Source organism: Micrococcus sp. UYEF5, from assembly GCF_040546065.1.
In the GTDB taxonomy this organism is placed as follows: domain Bacteria; phylum Actinomycetota; class Actinomycetes; order Actinomycetales; family Micrococcaceae; genus Micrococcus; species Micrococcus luteus.
Genome location: NZ_JBEPNB010000003.1, coordinates 52,533 through 70,625, shown reverse-complemented (window position 1 = coordinate 70,625; position 18,093 = coordinate 52,533). Strand labels below are relative to the sequence as shown.

Annotated in this window: 19 protein-coding genes and 1 tRNA gene; 4 read left to right on the top strand and 16 right to left on the bottom strand. The window is 74.4% G+C overall.

Annotated features, from left to right (window positions below; genetic code table 11):
* The first annotated feature begins 13 nt into the window (after positions 1-13).
* Positions 14-87 (top strand) — tRNA-Gly (locus ABIB16_RS03985).
* 167 nt (positions 88-254) lie between these two features.
* Here ABIB16_RS03985 and ABIB16_RS03980 read toward each other — a convergent pair.
* Entirely contained in the window at positions 255-701 is a 447-nt protein-coding gene (locus ABIB16_RS03980) for a DUF2087 domain-containing protein (protein WP_036317141.1), read from the bottom strand.
* Between the two features lie 260 nt (positions 702-961).
* Here ABIB16_RS03980 and ABIB16_RS03975 point away from each other — a divergent pair, with 260 nt between their 5' ends.
* On the top strand, positions 962-1,942 hold the full coding sequence (locus ABIB16_RS03975; RefSeq protein ID WP_036317140.1) for an AEC family transporter: 981 nt from the start codon (positions 962-964) through the stop codon (positions 1,940-1,942).
* A gap of 55 nt (positions 1,943-1,997) precedes the next feature.
* Here the strand turns inward: ABIB16_RS03975 and ABIB16_RS03970 are convergent, their stop codons facing one another.
* The 15 genes from ABIB16_RS03970 to ABIB16_RS03900 form a co-directional block, all read right to left on the bottom strand.
* Entirely contained in the window at positions 1,998-2,957 is a 960-nt protein-coding gene (locus ABIB16_RS03970; protein ID WP_036385002.1) for a diaminopimelate dehydrogenase, read from the bottom strand.
* 44 nt (positions 2,958-3,001) lie between these two features.
* Positions 3,002-3,595, bottom strand: coding sequence for a hypothetical protein (locus ABIB16_RS03965; protein ID WP_044658532.1), 594 nt, complete (start codon positions 3,593-3,595; stop codon positions 3,002-3,004).
* Between the two features lie 124 nt (positions 3,596-3,719).
* Positions 3,720-4,199, bottom strand: a complete 480-nt coding sequence (locus tag ABIB16_RS03960) for a flavodoxin domain-containing protein (RefSeq protein ID WP_036384268.1) — start codon at positions 4,197-4,199, stop codon at positions 3,720-3,722.
* Between the two features lie 40 nt (positions 4,200-4,239).
* The gene (locus ABIB16_RS03955) at positions 4,240-6,339 is read right to left on the bottom strand and encodes an NHL domain-containing thioredoxin family protein (protein ID WP_044658531.1); all 2,100 of its coding nucleotides are present in this window, start codon (positions 6,337-6,339) and stop codon (positions 4,240-4,242) included.
* Positions 6,340-6,434: 95 nt separating this feature from the next.
* The gene (locus ABIB16_RS03950) at positions 6,435-7,289 is read right to left on the bottom strand and encodes a hypothetical protein (RefSeq protein ID WP_178329097.1); all 855 of its coding nucleotides are present in this window, start codon (positions 7,287-7,289) and stop codon (positions 6,435-6,437) included.
* Positions 7,279-9,537, bottom strand: coding sequence for a bifunctional copper resistance protein CopD/cytochrome c oxidase assembly protein (locus ABIB16_RS03945; RefSeq protein WP_044658530.1), 2,259 nt, complete (start codon positions 9,535-9,537; stop codon positions 7,279-7,281). The genes ABIB16_RS03950 and ABIB16_RS03945 overlap by 11 nt, the downstream gene beginning before the upstream one ends.
* 73 nt (positions 9,538-9,610) lie before the next feature.
* Entirely contained in the window at positions 9,611-11,023 is a 1,413-nt protein-coding gene (locus tag ABIB16_RS03940; protein WP_095694942.1) for a Dyp-type peroxidase, read from the bottom strand.
* Positions 11,010-11,639 (bottom strand): copper chaperone PCu(A)C, encoded by a 630-nt coding sequence (locus ABIB16_RS03935; protein ID WP_044658838.1) that lies wholly within the window; start codon positions 11,637-11,639, stop codon positions 11,010-11,012. The genes ABIB16_RS03940 and ABIB16_RS03935 overlap by 14 nt, the downstream gene beginning before the upstream one ends.
* Before the next feature lie 103 nt (positions 11,640-11,742).
* Positions 11,743-12,426 carry a copper resistance CopC family protein gene (locus ABIB16_RS03930; protein ID WP_044658837.1) on the bottom strand — a complete coding sequence of 228 codons (684 nt, stop codon included), beginning with the start codon at positions 12,424-12,426 and terminating at the stop codon, positions 11,743-11,745.
* Between the two features lie 110 nt (positions 12,427-12,536).
* Positions 12,537-13,232 (bottom strand): hypothetical protein, encoded by a 696-nt coding sequence (locus tag ABIB16_RS03925; protein ID WP_354436063.1) that lies wholly within the window; start codon positions 13,230-13,232, stop codon positions 12,537-12,539.
* Between the two features lie 157 nt (positions 13,233-13,389).
* Positions 13,390-13,671, bottom strand: coding sequence for an HU family DNA-binding protein (locus tag ABIB16_RS03920; protein WP_002858339.1), 282 nt, complete (start codon positions 13,669-13,671; stop codon positions 13,390-13,392).
* Between the two features lie 229 nt (positions 13,672-13,900).
* Complete coding sequence (gene rpsN, locus ABIB16_RS03915; protein ID WP_002858338.1) at positions 13,901-14,206, bottom strand: 30S ribosomal protein S14; 306 nt, start codon at positions 14,204-14,206, stop codon at positions 13,901-13,903.
* Between the two features lies 1 nt (position 14,207).
* Entirely contained in the window at positions 14,208-14,375 is a 168-nt protein-coding gene (gene rpmG, locus ABIB16_RS03910) for a 50S ribosomal protein L33 (protein ID WP_002858336.1), read from the bottom strand.
* A 1-nt stretch (position 14,376) separates the two neighbouring features.
* Positions 14,377-14,613 (bottom strand): 50S ribosomal protein L28, encoded by a 237-nt coding sequence (rpmB, locus tag ABIB16_RS03905; RefSeq protein ID WP_002858335.1) that lies wholly within the window; start codon positions 14,611-14,613, stop codon positions 14,377-14,379.
* Positions 14,614-15,081: 468 nt separating this feature from the next.
* A complete protein-coding gene (locus ABIB16_RS03900) occupies positions 15,082-15,837 on the bottom strand; it encodes a VIT1/CCC1 transporter family protein (RefSeq protein WP_129866955.1) in 756 nt (251 codons plus the stop codon).
* Between the two features lie 167 nt (positions 15,838-16,004).
* Here ABIB16_RS03900 and ABIB16_RS03895 point away from each other — a divergent pair, with 167 nt between their 5' ends.
* Both ABIB16_RS03895 and ABIB16_RS03890 read left to right on the top strand, forming a co-directional pair.
* Entirely contained in the window at positions 16,005-17,288 is a 1,284-nt protein-coding gene (locus ABIB16_RS03895) for an NRAMP family divalent metal transporter (protein WP_354436062.1), read from the top strand.
* Positions 17,281-18,093, top strand: a complete 813-nt coding sequence (locus ABIB16_RS03890; RefSeq protein ID WP_036339768.1) for a putative hydro-lyase — start codon at positions 17,281-17,283, stop codon at positions 18,091-18,093. The genes ABIB16_RS03895 and ABIB16_RS03890 overlap by 8 nt, the downstream gene beginning before the upstream one ends.

Below are 18,093 nucleotides of genomic sequence, written 5' to 3'. Positions count from 1 at the left end.
GCTGAGCGGTTGCGCGGGCGTAGCTCAATGGTAGAGCGCTTGCTTCCCAAGCAAGATACGCGGGTTCGATTCCCGTCGCCCGCTCCACACCACGACGACGGCCCCGGGCCCCTCACGCGAGGGACCCGGGGCCGTGTCGGTCCACGTCGCCCCGCCACGGCCGCACCGGGAACGCAAGACGTCGGAATACGGCCACATTCCGGCGTCATGGCGACCGCTGGCGTTCCAGGTCGACGTGCGGGGTCCCGCTCCCCTCAACGGCCCGCGCGGATCTCGCGCAGCCGGCGTTCCAGGTCGACCGGCAGGTCCGCGGCGAAGCGCGGGTCGAGGTCGGGCCCGGCGTCCGCCAGTCGGTAGACGCCGTCGGCGCGGGCGAGGAACCCGTAGTCCACGAGTTCGCGACGCAGCGTGGCCACGTCCTCGTGGGCGGGGCGCAGCAGGTCGTTGACCTCGGCCTCCGCGTAGGCGCGGCCCGCTCTGAAGCGACGCAACAGCTCGAGAAGGACGGCCACCCGCGGCTTGCGACGCGCAGGGATGGAGCGCAGCCGGTCCCCGTCGAAGAAGCGGGCAAGCACGGTCGCGTGGTAGCGCTCGGCGGACTGCCACTCGTCAGCGAGGGCCGCCGCCGCGGCGGTGTACCGCTCACCGGTGACGGCCATGCGGGCACGGATCAGGGTCTTGAGGTCGGACTGACGGGTCATGGTGCATCCTCGCCGGCGCGCTCCCGGCCATGCCGCGCCGCGGGTCGGGGACGACGTCCGTCGCGTGCGGGTGGGCCCGAGGATCCGCTCCCCTTCGCGCCGGGCTGCAGGGCCCTGCCGCGCGGGACCGGGCCGCGTGGCGCGCTCGGCGGTGGGCGCCGCCGTCGTGATCCAGGCTAGCCGACGCCCGCGACGTAGGATCGCGCCATGCCCCTGACCCCGCCGCGGACCGCCCCACCCCGACCTGTGGAGGCCCGTCCGTGACCCAGGTGCTCTCCGGCTTCGCGGTCGTGTGGGTGATCATCCTCGTGGGCGTCCTGGTGGGGCGCACGGGGGTGCTCGGCGAGCACGGCCGCACCGTGCTCTCCCGCGCGGCGTTCTTCATCGGCAACCCGGCGCTGCTGTTCGTCACGCTCTCCCGCGCGGACGTGGGCGCCGTGCTGGGCCCCCAGCTGTGGGTGGCCACGCTGTCCGCGTTCACCGCGGCCGCACTGTACCTCGCGGTGACGGTCCCGCTGCTGAAGGGCAGGTCGGCCTCGGAGCGGATCATGTCCGCGCTCAGCGCCTCGCTCGTGAACTCGGCGAACCTCGGCATCCCCATCGCGGCCTACGTCCTCGGCGACGCCGCCCTGGCCGCCCCGGCGCTCATCTTCCAGCTGGCGATCTACACGCCGCTCTACGTGGCCGCGATGGACGCCGCCACCGCGCGCGAGGTCCGGCGACGCACGACGGCGGGCCGGCGCCGGGCGGTGCGCCGCTCCCCCGGGCGCGCCGTGGCCGACCAGGTCCGCCACACGGTCACCAACCCCCTGATCCTGGGCTCGGTGGCCGGCCTGGTCTTCTCCCTCACCGGCTGGTCGTTGCCGGGCCCCCTCATGGAGTCCGTGGAGCTCATCGGCGGGCTGTCCATCCCGGCGATGCTCCTGGCGTTCGGCATGTCGCTGGTCGGCTCGCGGCCGCTCGAGCGGGCCGGCGGGCGACGCGCGGACGTGCTGCTCGCCTCGGCGGTGAAGCTGGTGGTGCATCCGCTGCTGGCCTGGCTGCTCGCGCAGTTCGTGTTCGGCCTGGATGCGCGGCACGTGTTCGTCGCCGTCGTCCTGGCCTCCCTGCCGACCGCACAGAACGTGTTCGTCACCGCCGTGCGCTACGACGCGGGGCTGCGCGTCTCGAAGGACACGATCCTGGTCACCACGATCGTCGCGATCCCGGCGATGATCGCCGTCGCCCTGCTGCTGGCCTGAGGCCGACGACGGCGGCGCCCGGCCCGGTGTCACGCGCCGGACGCCTCGCCGCGGCTCAGACGTCCCGGCGGATCAGCTCGTCCAGCCCCGTGGGCGAGAGCAGGTACGGGGCGACCTCGAGCACGGTGCGCGCCCCCGTCTCCCCCTGGGCCTTCAGACGCGCGGCGGCACGGCCGTAGGCGACCTGCGCGGCGGCGGTGAAGTCGGGGTTGGACTCCAGCTCCAGCACGAACTCGACAGCGCTGCGCGAGCCGCCGAGGTCGCCCGAGGTGACGACGTGGCCGCCGTGCGGCATGCCCTGGTGGTCGCGCTCGAACTCCTCCTCGGAGATGAAGTGCACGGTGGTCTCGTACGGGGCGAAGTAGTCGGGCATCGTGGTGATGGCCTCGGTGATGGCCGCGTGGTCGGCCTCGTCGGCCACCACGTAGCACTCACGCACGTGCGCGGAGGCGCCGGTGATCTCGGCGCCCCGTCCGGCGCGGGCCTCGGCGATCGCCTCCTCGCTGGGGATCGTGTACTGCACGCCGCGCCGGACGCCGGGGACCCGCCGGACGGCGTCGGAATGGCCCTGCGAGAGGCCCTTGCCCCAGAACGTGTTCTGCTGCGGCTGCGGGAACAGCGCCGCGCCCAGCACCCGGTTCACCGAGAACAGGCCCGGGTCCCAGCCGGTGGAGATCATCGCCACGTGCCCGCCCTCCCGGGCCGCGGCGTCCATCTCGGCGCGGTGCCGCGGGATGAGCTGGTGGTTGTCGTAGGTGTCCACGGTGGTGAAGTGCCGCGCGTAGCCGGCCGCCTGCTCGGGGATGTCCGTGGCGCTGCCGAGGCAGAGGAACAGCACGTCGATCTCCCCGGCGTGCTCGGCGGCCCGCTCCGCCGGGAGCACGGGCGTGTCCGTGTCCAGGCCGGTGCGGCGCGAGAAGATGCCCACCAGCTCCATGTCCGGCTGGAGCTTCACGAGCTTCTCCACACTGCGGCCGAGGTTCCCGTATCCGACGATGCCGGCGCGGATGGTCATGTGCGTCCTCCTGGTGGGGTCGTGGTCAGGTCGGTCCCGCCAGCCTAGGCCCGGCGCCGCGGGGCGCCGAGTCCGCCCGCCGGACCGCGCAGCAGGAGCACGACGACGGCGACCAGCCCCGCCAACGCCAGCATGCTGACCACGTAGATCGGCCAGGCCCACGGGCTGTGGTCGCCCCCGCCGATGCCGTAGGTGTCCGCGAGCGCCATGCCCGGCCCGAACGAGGCCATGAAGTAGGCCGGAGACGCGGCGACGAGCGAGGCGAGGCCCAGGGCGAGGACCGCCAGCGGGTCGACCTCCTCGCGACGCCACGTGAGGAACCACAGGATCGCGGCCACACCGAGCCCGGCCGCCAGGATCACGGCCGGGAGGACGAAGGGGACGCCGAGCTGGCCCGCCGCGCTCAGGTCCGCGTAGATCCTCCCGAGGCCGCGGTCGCCGGGCGCGGCGGCCAACGGGTTGAGGACGAACACCTGCAGGGCCGCGAGCGCCGCGGCGGCGGCGATGACGCCCGGGACCACCGCGCCCGCGGCGAGCCGCACCCAGCCGGGCCGGTCGGGCAGGGCGAAGGGCGCCGTCGTCGGGCGGGGCCGGGCGGGGCGGGAGGACGCGGCGGGGCGACGGGCGGAAGGGGACATGCGGCCAGGCTAACCGCTCGCCTCCGCTGCAGACACGAGAGCCTCCGGCGCCATTTCGTCAACGACAGCGGCTGTGGAGGCTCCTGCGCCCCCGCCGTCTCGTCGACGAGCGCGGCGGGTGAGGTCAGCGCACGCCGGCGCCGGAGAGGGTCTTGGCCCAGGCCTCGATGGCGTCCCAGTCGCGGAAGTCGCCGTAGTGCTCGTTGCGGGAGAGCTTGAGCTTGAGCTTCTCCAGCCGGCCCAGGCGCTCCTCGACGAGCGCCCCGCGGAAGTACGCCACCTCGCGCGGGCCGTAGGACTCGAGCTTCTCCCGCACCGGCCGGGCCAGCTCGGGCGCGCCGCCGGAGGCCAGGATCACGAGCGGCAGGTCCGCCAGCTCGGCCCGACGGGTGTCGAGGAACGCCCGGGCGTCGGCGGCGAGCGAGCCCGTGTAGACCGGGGCCGCGACGATCACCGCGTCCGCCGTGGCCAGCCACGCAGCGGCGCCCTTGACGTCCTCCACCACGGTCGGGACGGCCTGCGACGTGCGCAGCACCTCCGCGACCCGCTCGGCGATCTCTCGCGTGGATCCGTGGGCGGACGAGGTGACGATGAGCGTGGTCATGGTGGGGCGCAGCCTTCGGGGTCGGGGGCGGACGACGCGCTCAGTGTATCCCGCGCAGGTCCAGGTCCAGGCGGGTCTCGGCGCCCTCCGGGGCCCGGTCCGGGGTGTGCACCGTGACCGGGATGCCCCAGTCCTGCTGGTACAGGTGGCAGGCGGCGTGGTCCGGGATGGGCTGCCCCTTCTCCCCGTCACACGCGGCGGCCCGGGCGGTGATGTGCAGGACGCCCTCCTCGACCTCGGGGTTCAGCCGCAGCGTCCGGTGCAGCCCCGTGGACGTGCCGGCGCCCTCGAGCAGCAGCTCCTCCGGGGACGAGGAGACCTTCAGCTGCGTGGGATCGCCCCAGCGGTCGTCCAGCTTCTGCCCCGTGGGCGCGGCGAAGCCGATCGTCAGGTCCAGGTCGCCGGCCACCACCGGGGTGCGGGGACGCTGCGTCTGCCGCGCGCCCTCGTCCACGGTGAGGAACTCCTCCGGCACCGCCAGCCGCGTGAGCCGGTGGGCGTTGGACTCGACCACCACGATCGCGGTGTCGTTCCCGTCCGCGTCGTGCTCCACGAGCACGTCCGAGGGCTCGAGCAGCCCGCGCGCCACCGTGGTCACCGTGGCCGGGACCGCCCGGCCCGCGGCGTCCTCGCCGGCCGGCGCGTACCGGCGGATCGCGCCGTTGTACGTGTCGGCGATCAGCACGGAGCCGTCCGGCAGGGCCGTGACGCCCAGCGCGTGCTGCAGGCGCGCGCGGTCCGCCTCCCCGTCCACGTGGCCGAAGTCGAACAGGCCCGCCCCGACGGCGGTCCCGACCTCGCGGCGCCCGTCCTCCCCGGTCCGCACCCAGCGCACCGCGGAGGTCTCCGAGTCCGCGACCCACAGCGTGCCGTCCGCGCCCACGGACAGCCCCGAGGGCTGCGCAAACCAGGCCCGTCCGGCGTCGCCGTCCAGCAGGCCCTCGAGCGCCGTGCCCGCGTGCACCGCGAGCGCGTCTGTGACGGGGTCGAAGTCGAAGAGCTGGTGCGTGCCGGCCATCGCGATCACCACACGCCCCAGGGCGGGGTGCCACACGACGTCCCACGGGGAGGACAGCGAGATCGCGGTCGGCTCCCCGGGCAGGTCCGCGAGGTCGACGGCGACGTCCCCCTCGTCGTCGACGGCGGCGGCCTCCTTGGCGCGCTCGGAGTCGATGAGCTTCTGCACGCCGTTGCCGGCGAGGGTGCTGACGTGCCCGTCCGACAGGCGCAGGCCCCGCAGCCGGTGGTTGACGGAGTCCGCCACGACGACGTCGTAGCCGACGCGCTGGGCGACGTCCTCGGGCAGCAGCGCCAGGCCCTGCGGCTCGTTGAACAGCGCCTGGTCCGGCCCGCCGTCCGCGTGGCCCTTCTCCCCGGGCGTGGGGAATGCGAGCTCGGCCTGGCCCGCGTCCGCCGTGGCGGGGTCCCCGCCGCCGAACGCGCGGAGCACCGTGGTCAGGTCCTCGGCGACCTCCAGGAGGCGGTGGTGGCCGGTGTCCGAGACGAGGAACGTGCCCGGGCGGGAGCCGCGGCCGCCGAGCGACACGGCCTTGCCGGGGAACGACAGGTCCCGGGCCACGGGGGCGGGCGGGACGTAGGGGCCCGAGCCGCGGTGCAGCGTGCCCTTGGCCTCGTGCTCGGCCACGAGCTCGCGCACGAGCCCGTAGAGCCCGGCCACGTGCCCCTCTCCGGACAGGTGCGCGGCGATGTAGCCCTCCGGGTCCACCACCACGAGGGTGGGCCACGCGCGCGCCGAGTACGCCTGCCACGTGGTCAGCTCGGGGTCGTCCAGCACGGGGTGCTCGATGGCGTAGCGCTCGACGGCGGCCGCGAGCGCGTCCGGGTCCGCCTCGTGCTCGAACTTGGGCGAGTGCACGCCCACCGTGACGAGCACGTCCGCGAACTCCTCCTCGAGCGGGCGCAGCTCGTCCAGGACGTGCAGGCAGTTGATGCAGCAGAACGTCCAGAAGTCGAGGAGGACGACCTTGCCGCGCAGGTCCTCGAGGCTCACCTGCTCGCCGCCGGTGTTCAGCCAGCCGCGGCCCACGAGCTCGGACGCGCGCACCCGGGTGGCCGCGCGCGGCACGGCGGCGGGGGCGTCAGCGGTCGGGGCGGGGTTCGGGGTCTGCGGTGCGGTCATGTCCACCATCATGACGCACGCCCCGGACGCGTCAGCCGTGAGCGGACGCCGGCGGCGTCACAGGGGGAAAGACGACGCCGCCGGGCGGGTCCGGCTCAGTCGGCGGCCAGGGCGGCGGCCAGCATCTCCTCGGCGATGAGGGTGAACTCCTTGCGCCCGGCCTCGGGCCGGCCCACGAAGGAGACCATCACCACGGCGTCGGAGGTGACGGCGGTGAGCACCTGGGCCGTGAGCTGGGGCTCGGACTCCGAGGCCACGGTCCGCTCCCACACGAGGGCGGACTGCGCCGGCGTGCCGTCGGACAGCGGCGCGTCGGAGACCTCGAGGCGGTAGTCGACGGTCGCGTCCCCCTCCTGCACGGTCATGGTCATCTCGCGGCAGTCGGCGCGCAGGGCGTTGACGGTCTGGATGTGGCGCTCGACGTCCTGGCGGCCCTGGCCCGTGAGCCGGGCGACCTCCACGGTGCCCGTGCCCGTGAAGGTGTCGGCGCCGACGTCCACGCGCGTGGCCTCGGCCTCGTCGAGGGCGATCGGGGAGAAGTCCAGGGCGGTCAGCGGCGCCTTGCACTGCGCCGGCTGCACGGTGGTCCGGTCCGCGTCCGCGCGCCGGTCCCGGGAGTCCTCGCGGGCCGCGTCGATCTCCTCCGCCGTGGCGGCCCGCTGCCGGACGAAGCCGAACGTGGCCGCACGCTCGGCCGCGGCCTGCGCCATGCGCTCGTCCTGACGGTCGCCCAGGCCGAGCCCCTCCGGGGCCGCCGACTCCGTGGGCGCCGCGGTGCCGGCGTCGCCGTGGACTCCGTCCGCGGGCGCGGACGCGGCGGCCGGATCGCCGTCCCCGGCCCTGCAGCCCGTCAGGGCCAGCAGGCCGGCGGCGACGGCGGCCGCGAGGCGCAGCCGACCACGCCGGGGCGCGGCCGGGCGGCCGAGGGGAGGGAGGAGGTCAGCGGACATCACGGGCCTCCTCGGGGCCGGTGGAGGAGTCACGGGCCACGGGCTCGGCGCCGCTCGGGGCGTCGGTGACCGGGGTGCCGTGCATGCGGGCGTACATCTCGTTCCAGCGGCGCAGCTCCGCGTCGCCGTCGCGGTCGGCCTGCCGGTCCAGCCGGACCGCGTTCTTGCGGTCGCTGCGATACCAGAGCACGGCCACCATCACCGCCATCATCACGGTGGGGAACTCGCCGATGCCCCACATCACCGCGCCGCCGATGCGCTGGTCCTCGAGGGCGGTGGGGCCCCAGTCGCGGCCCATGTTGCCGAACCAGGACGCCTGCATCAGGCCGGTGGAGGAGGTCATGGCGACGCCGATGAAGGCGTGGAAGATCATCGTGGCCATCAGCAGCACGAGCCGCAGGGCGTACGGGGGCCGGCGCGGCAGCGGATCCGAGCCGATCATGACCAGGGCGAACAGGAACCCGGTCAGCAGGAAGTGGACGTTCATGAACTCGTGGCCCACGTGGGTCTCCAGCGAGAACCGGAAGAAGTCCGTGTAGTAGAACACCAGGATCGAGCCGGCGAAGTTGACCCCCGCCACGATCGGGTTCGTGATGAACCGCCCCCACGGGGAGTGCACGATCCACAGGATCCACTCGCGCGGGCCGCGCGTCCCGTCCGTGCGGGACGGCAGGGCCCGCAGCGCCAGGGTGATCGGCGCGCCCAGGACGAGGAAGACGGGGCTGAGCATCGTCAGCGTCATGTGGCCCACCATGTGCGCGCTGAACAGGACGCGGCCGTACACGGCCGGGGACCCGGAGGTCGCCCACAGCAGCACGGCCAGGCCCGCGAGCCACGCGACGGTGCGCAGCACGGGCCAGCGGTCGCCGCGGCGGCGCAGCTGCCACACGGAGCGCAGGTACCAGAGGGTCAGGAACGCGATGATCGCGACCCACAGCCAGTCGAACCGCCACATCGTGATCCACCGGGCGCCCTCGAGGGCCGGCGGCAGCTCGTAGCCGGTGAGGATGCGGGCCGGGGAGGCGTCCGGCGCGAGCTCCTCCGGCACGGGCGGGGCCGTCCGGGAGAGCACGGAGGAGACGCCCATGACGGCGCCCATGATCACGGCCTCCACGGCGATGAGCTGCCACAGCAGGCGACGCGCGGGGGCGGGGCTGGGACGGTCCGGGCCGGCGTCGAGGCGGGGGATCACCCACCGGCGGTGCAGCAGGCCGATCAGGCCGAGGCCCAGGGCCGCCAGGAACTTGGCCGACACGAGGATGCCGTAGGGGCTCAGCAGCTGGGCCGGATCGTCCATGCGGATCGACGCGTTGACCACGCCGGACAGCGCCACCGTGACCAGGCCCAGCCCGGCGAGCACGGAGTAGCGGGTCAGGACCGTGTGCAGCAGGGGCGCCGGGCCCTGCCGGCGCAGGCTGCGGCCCCGCCCCTGCGCCCCGTTGGGCCCCACGAGGGTGTCCGAGATCGCGACGAGCACGAGCAGTCCGCCCACCCACACGACGACGCCGAGCAGGTGCAGGCCGATCGAGTTCACGGCGCCGGTGTGGTCGTCACCGCCCGCCGCGTGCCCGATCAGGGCCAGGGGCACGAGGGCGAGCATCGCCAGGATGCCGGTCCAGAACAGGCCGTTGTGGGAGCGGACGGCGATCGCCAACGTGGTCACGACGGCGGCGATCACGGTGACCCAGAACCACGCCTGGCCCACCGAGATGCCGACCACGTAGGCCGCCAGGCCGTCCGTGAAGCCCTGCCCCGCAGTGACGGGGATGCCGGCGAGATCCGAGTAGGACAGCACGCCGACGGCCAGCGCGGCCACCGTCCACACGCCGGCGCTGACGGCGGCGATCCGCATCACGCGGGTGAACGCGGGGTGCTCGGGCAGCGGTGCGGCGTCCGCGTCCTCGCGCCGCTGCCGGGCGGAGCGGTGCCACCGTTCCGTGCCCGCCGCGTGCGGCGGCAGGACCCCGGCCGCGAAGATCAGCGCCGCGATGGTCAGGGACATCGCCAGGTTGGAGACGAGCTCCCCCACGGGCACGCCCCAGCGGGTGATCCACCCCGGGTCGGAGAGCTGGCGTGCGGCGGTGACCCCGGTCAGCCAGCCGGCGGCGGCGAGGCCGGCGGCTCCCGCGGCGGCCACGAGCACCCAGATCCACCGGGGCACACCGACCGGCCCCGACGGACCGGGGCGGGCGGCGTCGTCGTTCTCGGCGGGGTGGCTGCCCCGGGCGGGGGCGGTGGCGGCGGACATGGGGTCCATCCTCTCAAAGCGTGCGGACGCCCGGCGACGACGGGAGCGGCCCCGCCGTCGTCGGGCCCCTGGGTCAGGCGAACAGGGCGTCGCCCACGAACCCGCCCTCGGCGCAGCCGGGCGGGATCGCGAAGACCGCCGAGCCGACGGGCACGGTCCACAGGTTCAGGTGGTCCGACTCGGCGAGCCGGGCCTGGACGGGGACGAACTGTCGGTCCACGTCCGCCTGGTAGGCGGCGAAGATCAGGCCGGAGCCCGCCTCCAGCGCCCCGCGCGGGTCGTCGTAGTTGTAGCTGCGACGCAGCATCCCGTACTCGGGCTCCTCCCCGCGGGCCCGCCGCAGGTGCGCGATGTCCGAGATGACCGGGAAGCCCGTGGGGCCGACGGCGTCGAAGTCCGGCTCGTCGTGCTCCTGCTCCCCCGTGAGGGGGGCGCCGGTGCCGAGGCGACGGCCGATGACCTTCTCCTTGGCCGGGCGGTCGAGCTCGTCCCACGTGTCCATGAGCATCTCGATGCGCCGGATCACCACGGACGTGCCGTCCGCGATCCACGGGGTGACGCCCACCTGCTCGGCGCCCACGCCCCACACCACGCGATCGAGGTGCGGGGTGTCCGCGGCCGGGTTGCCGGTGCCGTCCACCTGCCCGAAGAGGTTGCGCATGGTGGTGCCGGTGGGGTGGGCGCCGCGGGCGGAGCGGAAGCCCTCCTGCACCCAGCGCTCGGTGGCGAACGGCCGGGCCGCCTTGAGGAGCATGCGCCGGGCGTGGGCCACGGACATCCGGTCGTCGCCGCAGATCTGCAGCAGGAGGTCGCCGTCGCTGAACGCGGGGTCCAGGCGGTCGATCTGCTCGAACGCCGGCAGCGGGCGCAGCCAGGCCGGGGCCCGGTCCGGGGCCACGCGGCGGACGAGCTCCGGGCCGAAGCCGAACGTCACGGTGAGCCGCGCGGGGGCGGCGGCGAGCTCCGGCTCGGTGTCGGCGATCGTGGCGCGGCCCTGGGTCAGGCGCGCCGCGTCGTCGGTGAGCAGGCGCAGCATCCGCTCGATGCGCACCCGGTCCGCGTCCTCGCGCAGGTCGAGGGCGAGGAAGACGGCGTGGGCCTGGGCGGGGGTGTCGACGCCGGCCTGGCGCGGCCCGTGGAACGGCACGGTGTCCGTGCCCACGGGCGAGCTGACGGCCACCCGGGCGGCCTGGCCGCCGGGCTCGGCCCAGCCGGCCCGGCCGACGTCGCCCTCGATGCCGGTGTCGCCCATGACCTCGGACGGCGAGGCCCCCGCCCCGGGCGCGGTAGACGCGCCCGGGGCGGTCGAGGCCGACGCGTGGCCGGCGCCATAGCCGAGTGCCGTGCCCAGCAGGCCGCCGCCCACCGCGCCCGCCCCGAGGAGCAGGCCGCGGCGGGAGGGGCCCCCCGGGGCCGGGCGGGCGCCCTCGCGCCCGCCCGACCCGTGGTGGTCGTCCGGCCGGCCGGCGGGGTCAGTGGTCGGCATGGTCCTCCGATTCGTGGGACTCGCCACCGTGGTACGACTCGTTGGCGCCGGTGAAGGGCCGGACCACGGAGGTGACCTCGAGGGTGGAGCCGTCCTCCAGCTCGAGGTCGTAGGTCACGTCCTCACCCGGCTCGATCGGGTCGGTCAGGCCCAGGAACATCACGTGGTTGCCGCCCGGGGCGAGCTCGAAGCTCCCTCCGGCGGGCACGGTGAAGCCGTCGGGGCTCCGCTGCATCACCATCTGGCCGTCCTCGCCGGAGACCATCTCGTGGAGCTCGACCGTCTCACCCAGCTCCGAGCGGACGCCGACGACGTGCAGGTCCTGGTCCGAGGAGTTCTCGAGCATGCCGAAGGAGCCGGTCATGCCCTCCTCGGTGGCCTTCGTCCAGGGGTCGGTGATCGTGAGGCCGGCGGCCTGGCCGTCCGCGGTGGACGCGGCCGACGAGGAATCCGAGGCCGGGGCGGCGCCCGTGGCCGGCGCGACGCTCGAGGCATCCGACGCGCTCGGGGCGGAGCCGGCCTCGTCTCCGGCGCAGGCCGTCAGGCCGAGGGCGGCAACGGCGAGCACGGCGGCGGCGCCGAGGCGGCGAGGGGCGCGGGGGGAGGAGGTGGTCATGTCTGTGGGGTTCCTTGTCAGGCGGGCGCGCGACGACGCGCGGGGCGTGCGGGCGCGCGAGGGCGGGGCCGGTCCCCTCGTGGGGCCGGCCGGGGGTCAGAGGTCAGCGGCCGTCGTCGAGGTGGCCGAGCGCGCGGGCGCGGCGGCCCATAAGGAGGAAGGCCACCACGAGCACGGCCAGGCCGGCGATGCCGGCGACCCACACCCAGGCGGGCAGCGCGTCGGAGTCCGCGGGCTGCGCGGCGTCGGAGGCGTCCGCCTGCGCGGTCGCCTCGGCCGAGACGGCGTCGCCCTGGCCTGCCGCGGCCTCCGGGGAGGCGGCGATCGAGGCCCCGGAGACGGCGGAGCCGCAGCCCTGGGGCGCGGTGCCGGCGGCCGGTGCGGCCGGGTCGTCCACCGCGAAGTCGAACGAGCGCTCCTCGGAGTGCCCGTCCGAGTAGACGACGCGGTAGGCGACCTCGTAGTCGCCGTTGGGCAGCCCCTCGCACAGCGGCGCGGAGAAGGTGGGGCCGTCCACGGTGCCGGCGGCGGACTGCCACTGGTTGCGGTCGGCGTCGCGGACCTGCAGGAGGTTCTGGATGCCCTCGCCGTCGATCAGGTCGCCGCTGAAGGTCAGCGAGACCTCCGACGGCGCCGTCGTGACGGTCTCGTCGACCGCGGGGGCGGTGCGGATGAGCTCGTCGTGTGCGGCCGCGGGGGCGGCCCCGGCGACGACGAGGGCGGGCAGCAGGGCGAGTCCGGCGGCGGCGCGAGCGGCGCGGCGGACAGGGGTGGTCTGGTGATGCATGGTGGTGTCCTCACGGGTCTGCCGCGGTCCCGGACGGGAGTCGCGGGCGGACCGTTCCGAAGGGTCGTCGGGCGCGGTCGGGCCTCGAGACGCGGACGGAGCCGGCGTCCTCAGGCCGCGAGGGCGAACGGCGGGCCGCGCCGCCCCGGAGAGCTGAGGAGGGCGAGGGACGTCGCCGGCCGGAGCGCCGGCGGGACGGGTACACGGACGCGGGCCGGCGTCGGCAGGGGGCCGTGCGCGGCCGGCGGCGGGCAGACGGCGGCCACCACGCGTTCGGCGATGGTGAGCACGAGGGCCTCGCCGCGCCGCAGCGCCAGCACGGTGAGGACCGCGGCGATCACGTGGGCCGCGAGCATGCGCAGGTCGGTCAGGTGGCCGGTGGGGGCGCCGGACAGGGCCTCCCCCGACGCCAGGAGGGCCCCGGTGCCGGGACGGGCGTGGCCGAGGTGGGCCGGGTCGACGCCGGCGGCCGGCGCCACGGCGTGCCCGCCGGCGGCGAGCCCGTAGAGCACGTGGAACAGCCCCTGGGCGATCGCGACGGCCGCGGCGGTGCGCCACAGCGAGAGGGCGCGGCCCGCCAGGGCGGTGCAGAGCGGGGCGGCGAGGACGGCCGCGAAGGCGACCACGCCGACCTCGGGGAACCCGTGACCGGGCTCGGCGGCGGTGTGGAACAGCGCGGCCAGGGCGGTCATCGCCAGGGCCCCGGCCCAGCCCCGGGCCAGACGGGCCGGCCCACGCACGACGCGCGGAGGGGCGTCCTCGAGGCCGGACGGGGCCCACGGAGCGGCGGCGACGGCGCTGCGCATGCCACGACTCCTCTCCTGACGGCCCCGGCCCACGTCGGCCGGACGATCGTCCGCCCATCCTACGCGGCCGGAGACGACGACGGGCGCCCCACCCGAGGGTGGGACGCCCGTCCTGCGGCCTGCGGCGTGGGTCCGGGGACGCGCACCGCGACCGGGATCACTCGGAGGCGGCGGCCTTGAGCTTGGAGCCGGCGGTCACCTTCACGGAGTGGCCGGCCGGGATGGTGATCTCCTCGCCGGTGCGCGGGTTGCGGCCGGTGCGCTCCTTGCGCTCGGTGCGCTCCACGGCCAGCCAGCCCGGGATCGAGACCTTCTCGCCCTTCTTGACCTGGGCGGTGAACACCTCGAAGAGGGCGTCCAGCACATCGCTGACGGCGGCCTGGGTGTTGCCGGAGCGCTCGGCGACGGCGGCGACGAGTTCCTTGCGGTTCATGGCCATGGGTCCTCCCTATGGGACGTCGGTTACGGTTCCCGGGCCGTTCGGACCGGGCTGCCAGTTGTGAACGTACCACCTCTCCGCGGGCGAATCGCCCCCTGAACCGCGAGAATCCGCGATTTCCCGTGACCCGGGTGGCCCTCATCCCCGGGGCACGACGACGGCGGCGCCCCTCCTGAGGAGGGACGCCGCCGTCGCGGTGGTGCCGAGCGCCCGGAGACCGGGCCTCAGGTCACCAGGAGGACTTGGTCACGCCGGGCAGCTCGCCACGGTGCGCCATGTCGCGGAAGCGCACGCGGGAGATGCCGAAGCGCTGGAAGGTGCCGCGGGGGCGACCGTCGATGGCGTCGCGGTTGCGCACGCGGACCGGGGAGGCGTCGCGGGGCAGCTTCTGCAGGCCCAGGCGGGCGGCCTCGCGGGCCTCATCCGACGCGTTCGGGTCCACGAGGGTCTTGCGCAGCTCGAGACGCTTCTCGGCGTAACGGGCCACGATGGCCTTGCGCTGCTCGTTCTTGGCGATCTTGGACTTCTTGGCCATCTCAGCGCTCCTCTCGGAAGTCGACGTGCTTGCGGACCACCGGGTCGTACTTCTTCAGGGTGATGCGGTCCGGGTTGTTCCGGCGGTTCTTGCGGGTCACGTAGGTGAACCCGGTGCCGGCGGTGGACTTCAGCTTGATGATCGGACGAACGTCCTTGTCCTTGGCCATGTCAGAGCTTCACTCCCTTCGCGATCAGGTCCGCCACGACGGCGTCGATCCCGCGCACGTCGATGGTCTTGATGCCCTTGGCGGACAGCGTCAGCGTGACGTTGCGGCGCAGGGAGGGGACCCAGTAGGTCTTCTTCTGGATGTTCGGGTCGAACCGGCGCTTGGTGCGACGGTGCGAGTGGGAGATGCTGTGGCCGAATCCCGGCCCAGCCCCGGTTACCTGGCAGTGAGCTGCCATGATCACTCCTCGTGGCAAGTAGTAGTAAAAGGACGGGCGGAACCCGCATGGCGGCGAGCCGCGGACCTGTCCGCGGACACCTGTTGTGAGCCCCGCCCCGGGTGTGGACACCGCACTCTTACTGCGACTTCTCGAAAAGGGGGACCAGGCTGGGTGAGAGCCAACCGAAGTTCCTTATGGGATCGCTGGTGTGGACGGTGAGCCCCGGTCCGCCCTGAGGACGTCCCGGGATCCGGTCTGCGGGAGCGCGTTGCTTTTCCGACCCGCCGTCCGCCCGGTCACCTGACCGATGGAACGACGAGAACAACGCGGCGTGCGCCGTCCCACCTTACGCGAACCGTGGGCGTCGCTTCAACTCGACGGGGGGCGCCTGTGGTATGCGCACGGTCCTCGGCCCCCGGGGCCGCTCCGCTGGCCACGGCTCGGCGCGGCCACGGGCGCCGGGCCGGCCCACCCCTCCGGCGCGGATCAGGCGACCGACGCCCCCAGCAGCGAGCCCACCGCGAAGGTCAGGCCGAGCGCCAGGGCGCCGCCGAGGACGACGCGCACGGCCGCCCGCAGCGCGGGCGCGTCGCCGAGCCGGGCCCCGACCCAGCCGGTGACGGCGAGGGCCAGGAGGGTGACGCCGAACGTGAACGGGACGCGGAGGCCCACCGGCGCCAGGACGACCGTCAGGAAGGGCAGCAGCGCGCCCACGAGGAACGCGAGGAAGGACGCTCCGGCGGCGGCCCACGGGCTGACGACGTCCTCCTCCGCCATGCCCAGCTCCATGCGCAGATGCGCGGCGAGCGCGTCCTTCTCGGTGAGCTCCCGCGCGGCGGCCTCGGCCGTGGCCCGGCTCAGGCCGTCCGCCTCGTAGAGCTGCACGAGCTCCTCCAGCTCGCCCTCGGGATCCTCCTCGAGCTCACGGCGCTCCTTGGCGATCAGCGACTTCTGCGAGTCGGAGGACGAGGAGACGGACACGTACTCGCCCAGCGCCATGGAGAAGGCGCCGCCGACCACGGCGGCGGCGCCGGCCAGCAGGATCGGGGTGAGCGCCGTCGTCGCGCCGGCGACACCGACGACGGTGGCGGCGACGGACACGATGCCGTCGTTGGCGCCGAGCACACCCGCGCGGAGCCAGTTGAGGCGGGCATGCACGCCGCCGGAGGCGTGCGGCTCGTCGGGACCGCCCGGCGGGAGCTGATCGGCCAGGGGCGAGGACTGTTCAGACGTGTGCGACATGTCTCCATGGTCGCGGCGCGGGGCGGGGCGCGCCAGGCAGGTGAGGCGTTCCTTCGGACGGGGTGCCACGACACTCGCTCTTCCTGTTGCCAGGATTGTTCAACAACAGCTACCGTCTCCCCAGCGCCTCGTGACGCCCGTCACCTCGCCTGGCGCCCTCGACGAAGGTGACCACCGTGTCCCACGCAGACATCCCCCACGCCGGACCGGACGGCTCGACCCCCTCGGGCACCGCACCGAAGACCGACTCCCGTGCCGCGAGCGCCACCCGGCGCACCGCCCTGCTCGGCGCCATGTTCCTCATGGCCACCTCGGCCATCGGCCCCGGCTTCATCACGCAGACCGCCACGTTCACCGTCCAGATGGGTACCGCGTTCGCGTTCGCCATCCTGGTCTCGATCCTCATCGACATCGCCGTCCAGATGAACGTGTGGCGCGTCATCGGCGTCTCCGGCATGCGCGCCCAGGAGCTGGCGAACAGCGTCCTGCCCGGCCTCGGCTGGGTCCTCGCCGCGCTCGTGTTCCTCGGCGGCATGGTCTTCAACATCGGCAACATCGCCGGCACCGGCCTCGGCGCGAACGCCATGCTCGGCGTCGACCCCCTGATCGGCGGCGCCGTCTCCGCGCTCATCGCGCTGCTGATCTTCCTCTCCAAGCGCGCCGGTGTGGCCCTGGACCGGATCGTGGTGGCGCTCGGCGCCGTCATGATCCTGCTGATGCTGTACGTGGCCATCACCTCCGCCCCGCCCGTGGGCGAGGCCCTGCGCCAGTCCGTGATGCCGGAGGAGGTCGACTTCTTCGTGATCGTCACCCTCGTGGGCGGCACCATCGGCGGCTACATCACCTACGCGGGCGCCCACCGCATGATCGACTCCGGAGTGAAGGGCGTGGACGACGTCCAGGACATCACCCGCAGCTCCGTGGCCTCGATCCTCGTGACCGGCCTGATGCGCGCCCTCCTGTTCCTGGCGATCCTCGGCGTCGTCGCCTCGGGGGCGGTGCTGTCCAAGGACAACCTGGCCGCCTCCGCCTTCCAGGCCGCCGCCGGCGACATCGGCCTGCGCATGTTCGGCATCGTCCTGTGGGCCGCCGCCGTCACCTCCGTGATCGGTGCGTCGTACACCTCGATCAGCTTCGTCACCCGCTCCACCACCAGCGCCCGCACCCGCAACCTGCTGACGGTCGCCTTCATCGTGGTCTGCACCGCCCTCTACCTGGCGCTGCGCCAGGCACCGCAGACGCTGCTCGTGTTCGCCGGCGCGTTCAACGGCATGATCCTGCCGGTCGGCTTCGCCGCCCTCCTGTACGTGGCCTGGCGCCGCCGCGACCTGCTGCACGGCTACCGCTACCCCGGGTGGCTGCTCGTGATCGGCGCGCTCGCGTGGATCGTCTCCGTGTTCATCGCGGTGCGCGGGTTCATCCCCATGGTCGAGATGATCACCGGTGCCTGAGATGACCACGACGACGCCGCTGCCGCCGCTGGACGGCGCCACGACCCCCGCGCAGGCCCGCGAGCGCTTCCGCGCGGGGCTCGTGCGGCCGACGTCGGGGATCGCCGACGGCTACGCGCAGGCGAACCTCGTCTCGATCCCGCAGGACCACGCCTACGACGTCCTGCTCTTCGCCCAGCGCAACCCCCAGGCCCTGCCGCTGCTCGGCGTGTTCGAGGCCGGCGAGGTCAACGGCCCCGCACTGGACGGCGACGTCCGCACGGACGTGCCGCAGTACGTGGTGTACCGCGACGGCGTCGAGACGGACCGCCCCACGGATCTGCTCGACGTGTGGCGGGACGACCTCGTGACGTTCGTGATCGGCTGCTCGTTCACCTTCGAGTCCGCCCTGGTGGCCGAGGGCATCCGGATGGCCCACCAGGACGCCGGCGTGAACGTGCCGATGTACCGCACCACGCGGCGCTGCGCCTCGGCGGGCCGCCTCTCGGGCCCGCTCGTGGTCTCGATGCGCCCCCTCCCCGCCGACCGCGTGGCCGACGCCGTGCGCATCACCTCCCGCTACCCCGCGGTGCACGGCGCGCCCGTGCACGTGGGCGACCCGGCCGGCCTCGGGATCACGGACCTGTCGGCACCGGACTTCGGCGACGCCGTCGAGGTCCCGCAGGGCCACCTGCCCGTGTTCTGGGCGTGCGGGGTGACGCCGCAGGCGGCGATCATGGAGTCCCGCCCGCCGCTGGCCATCACGCACGCGCCCGGGCACATGCTCATCACGGACCTGCCGGACCGGATGTTCCAGGTCCCGTGA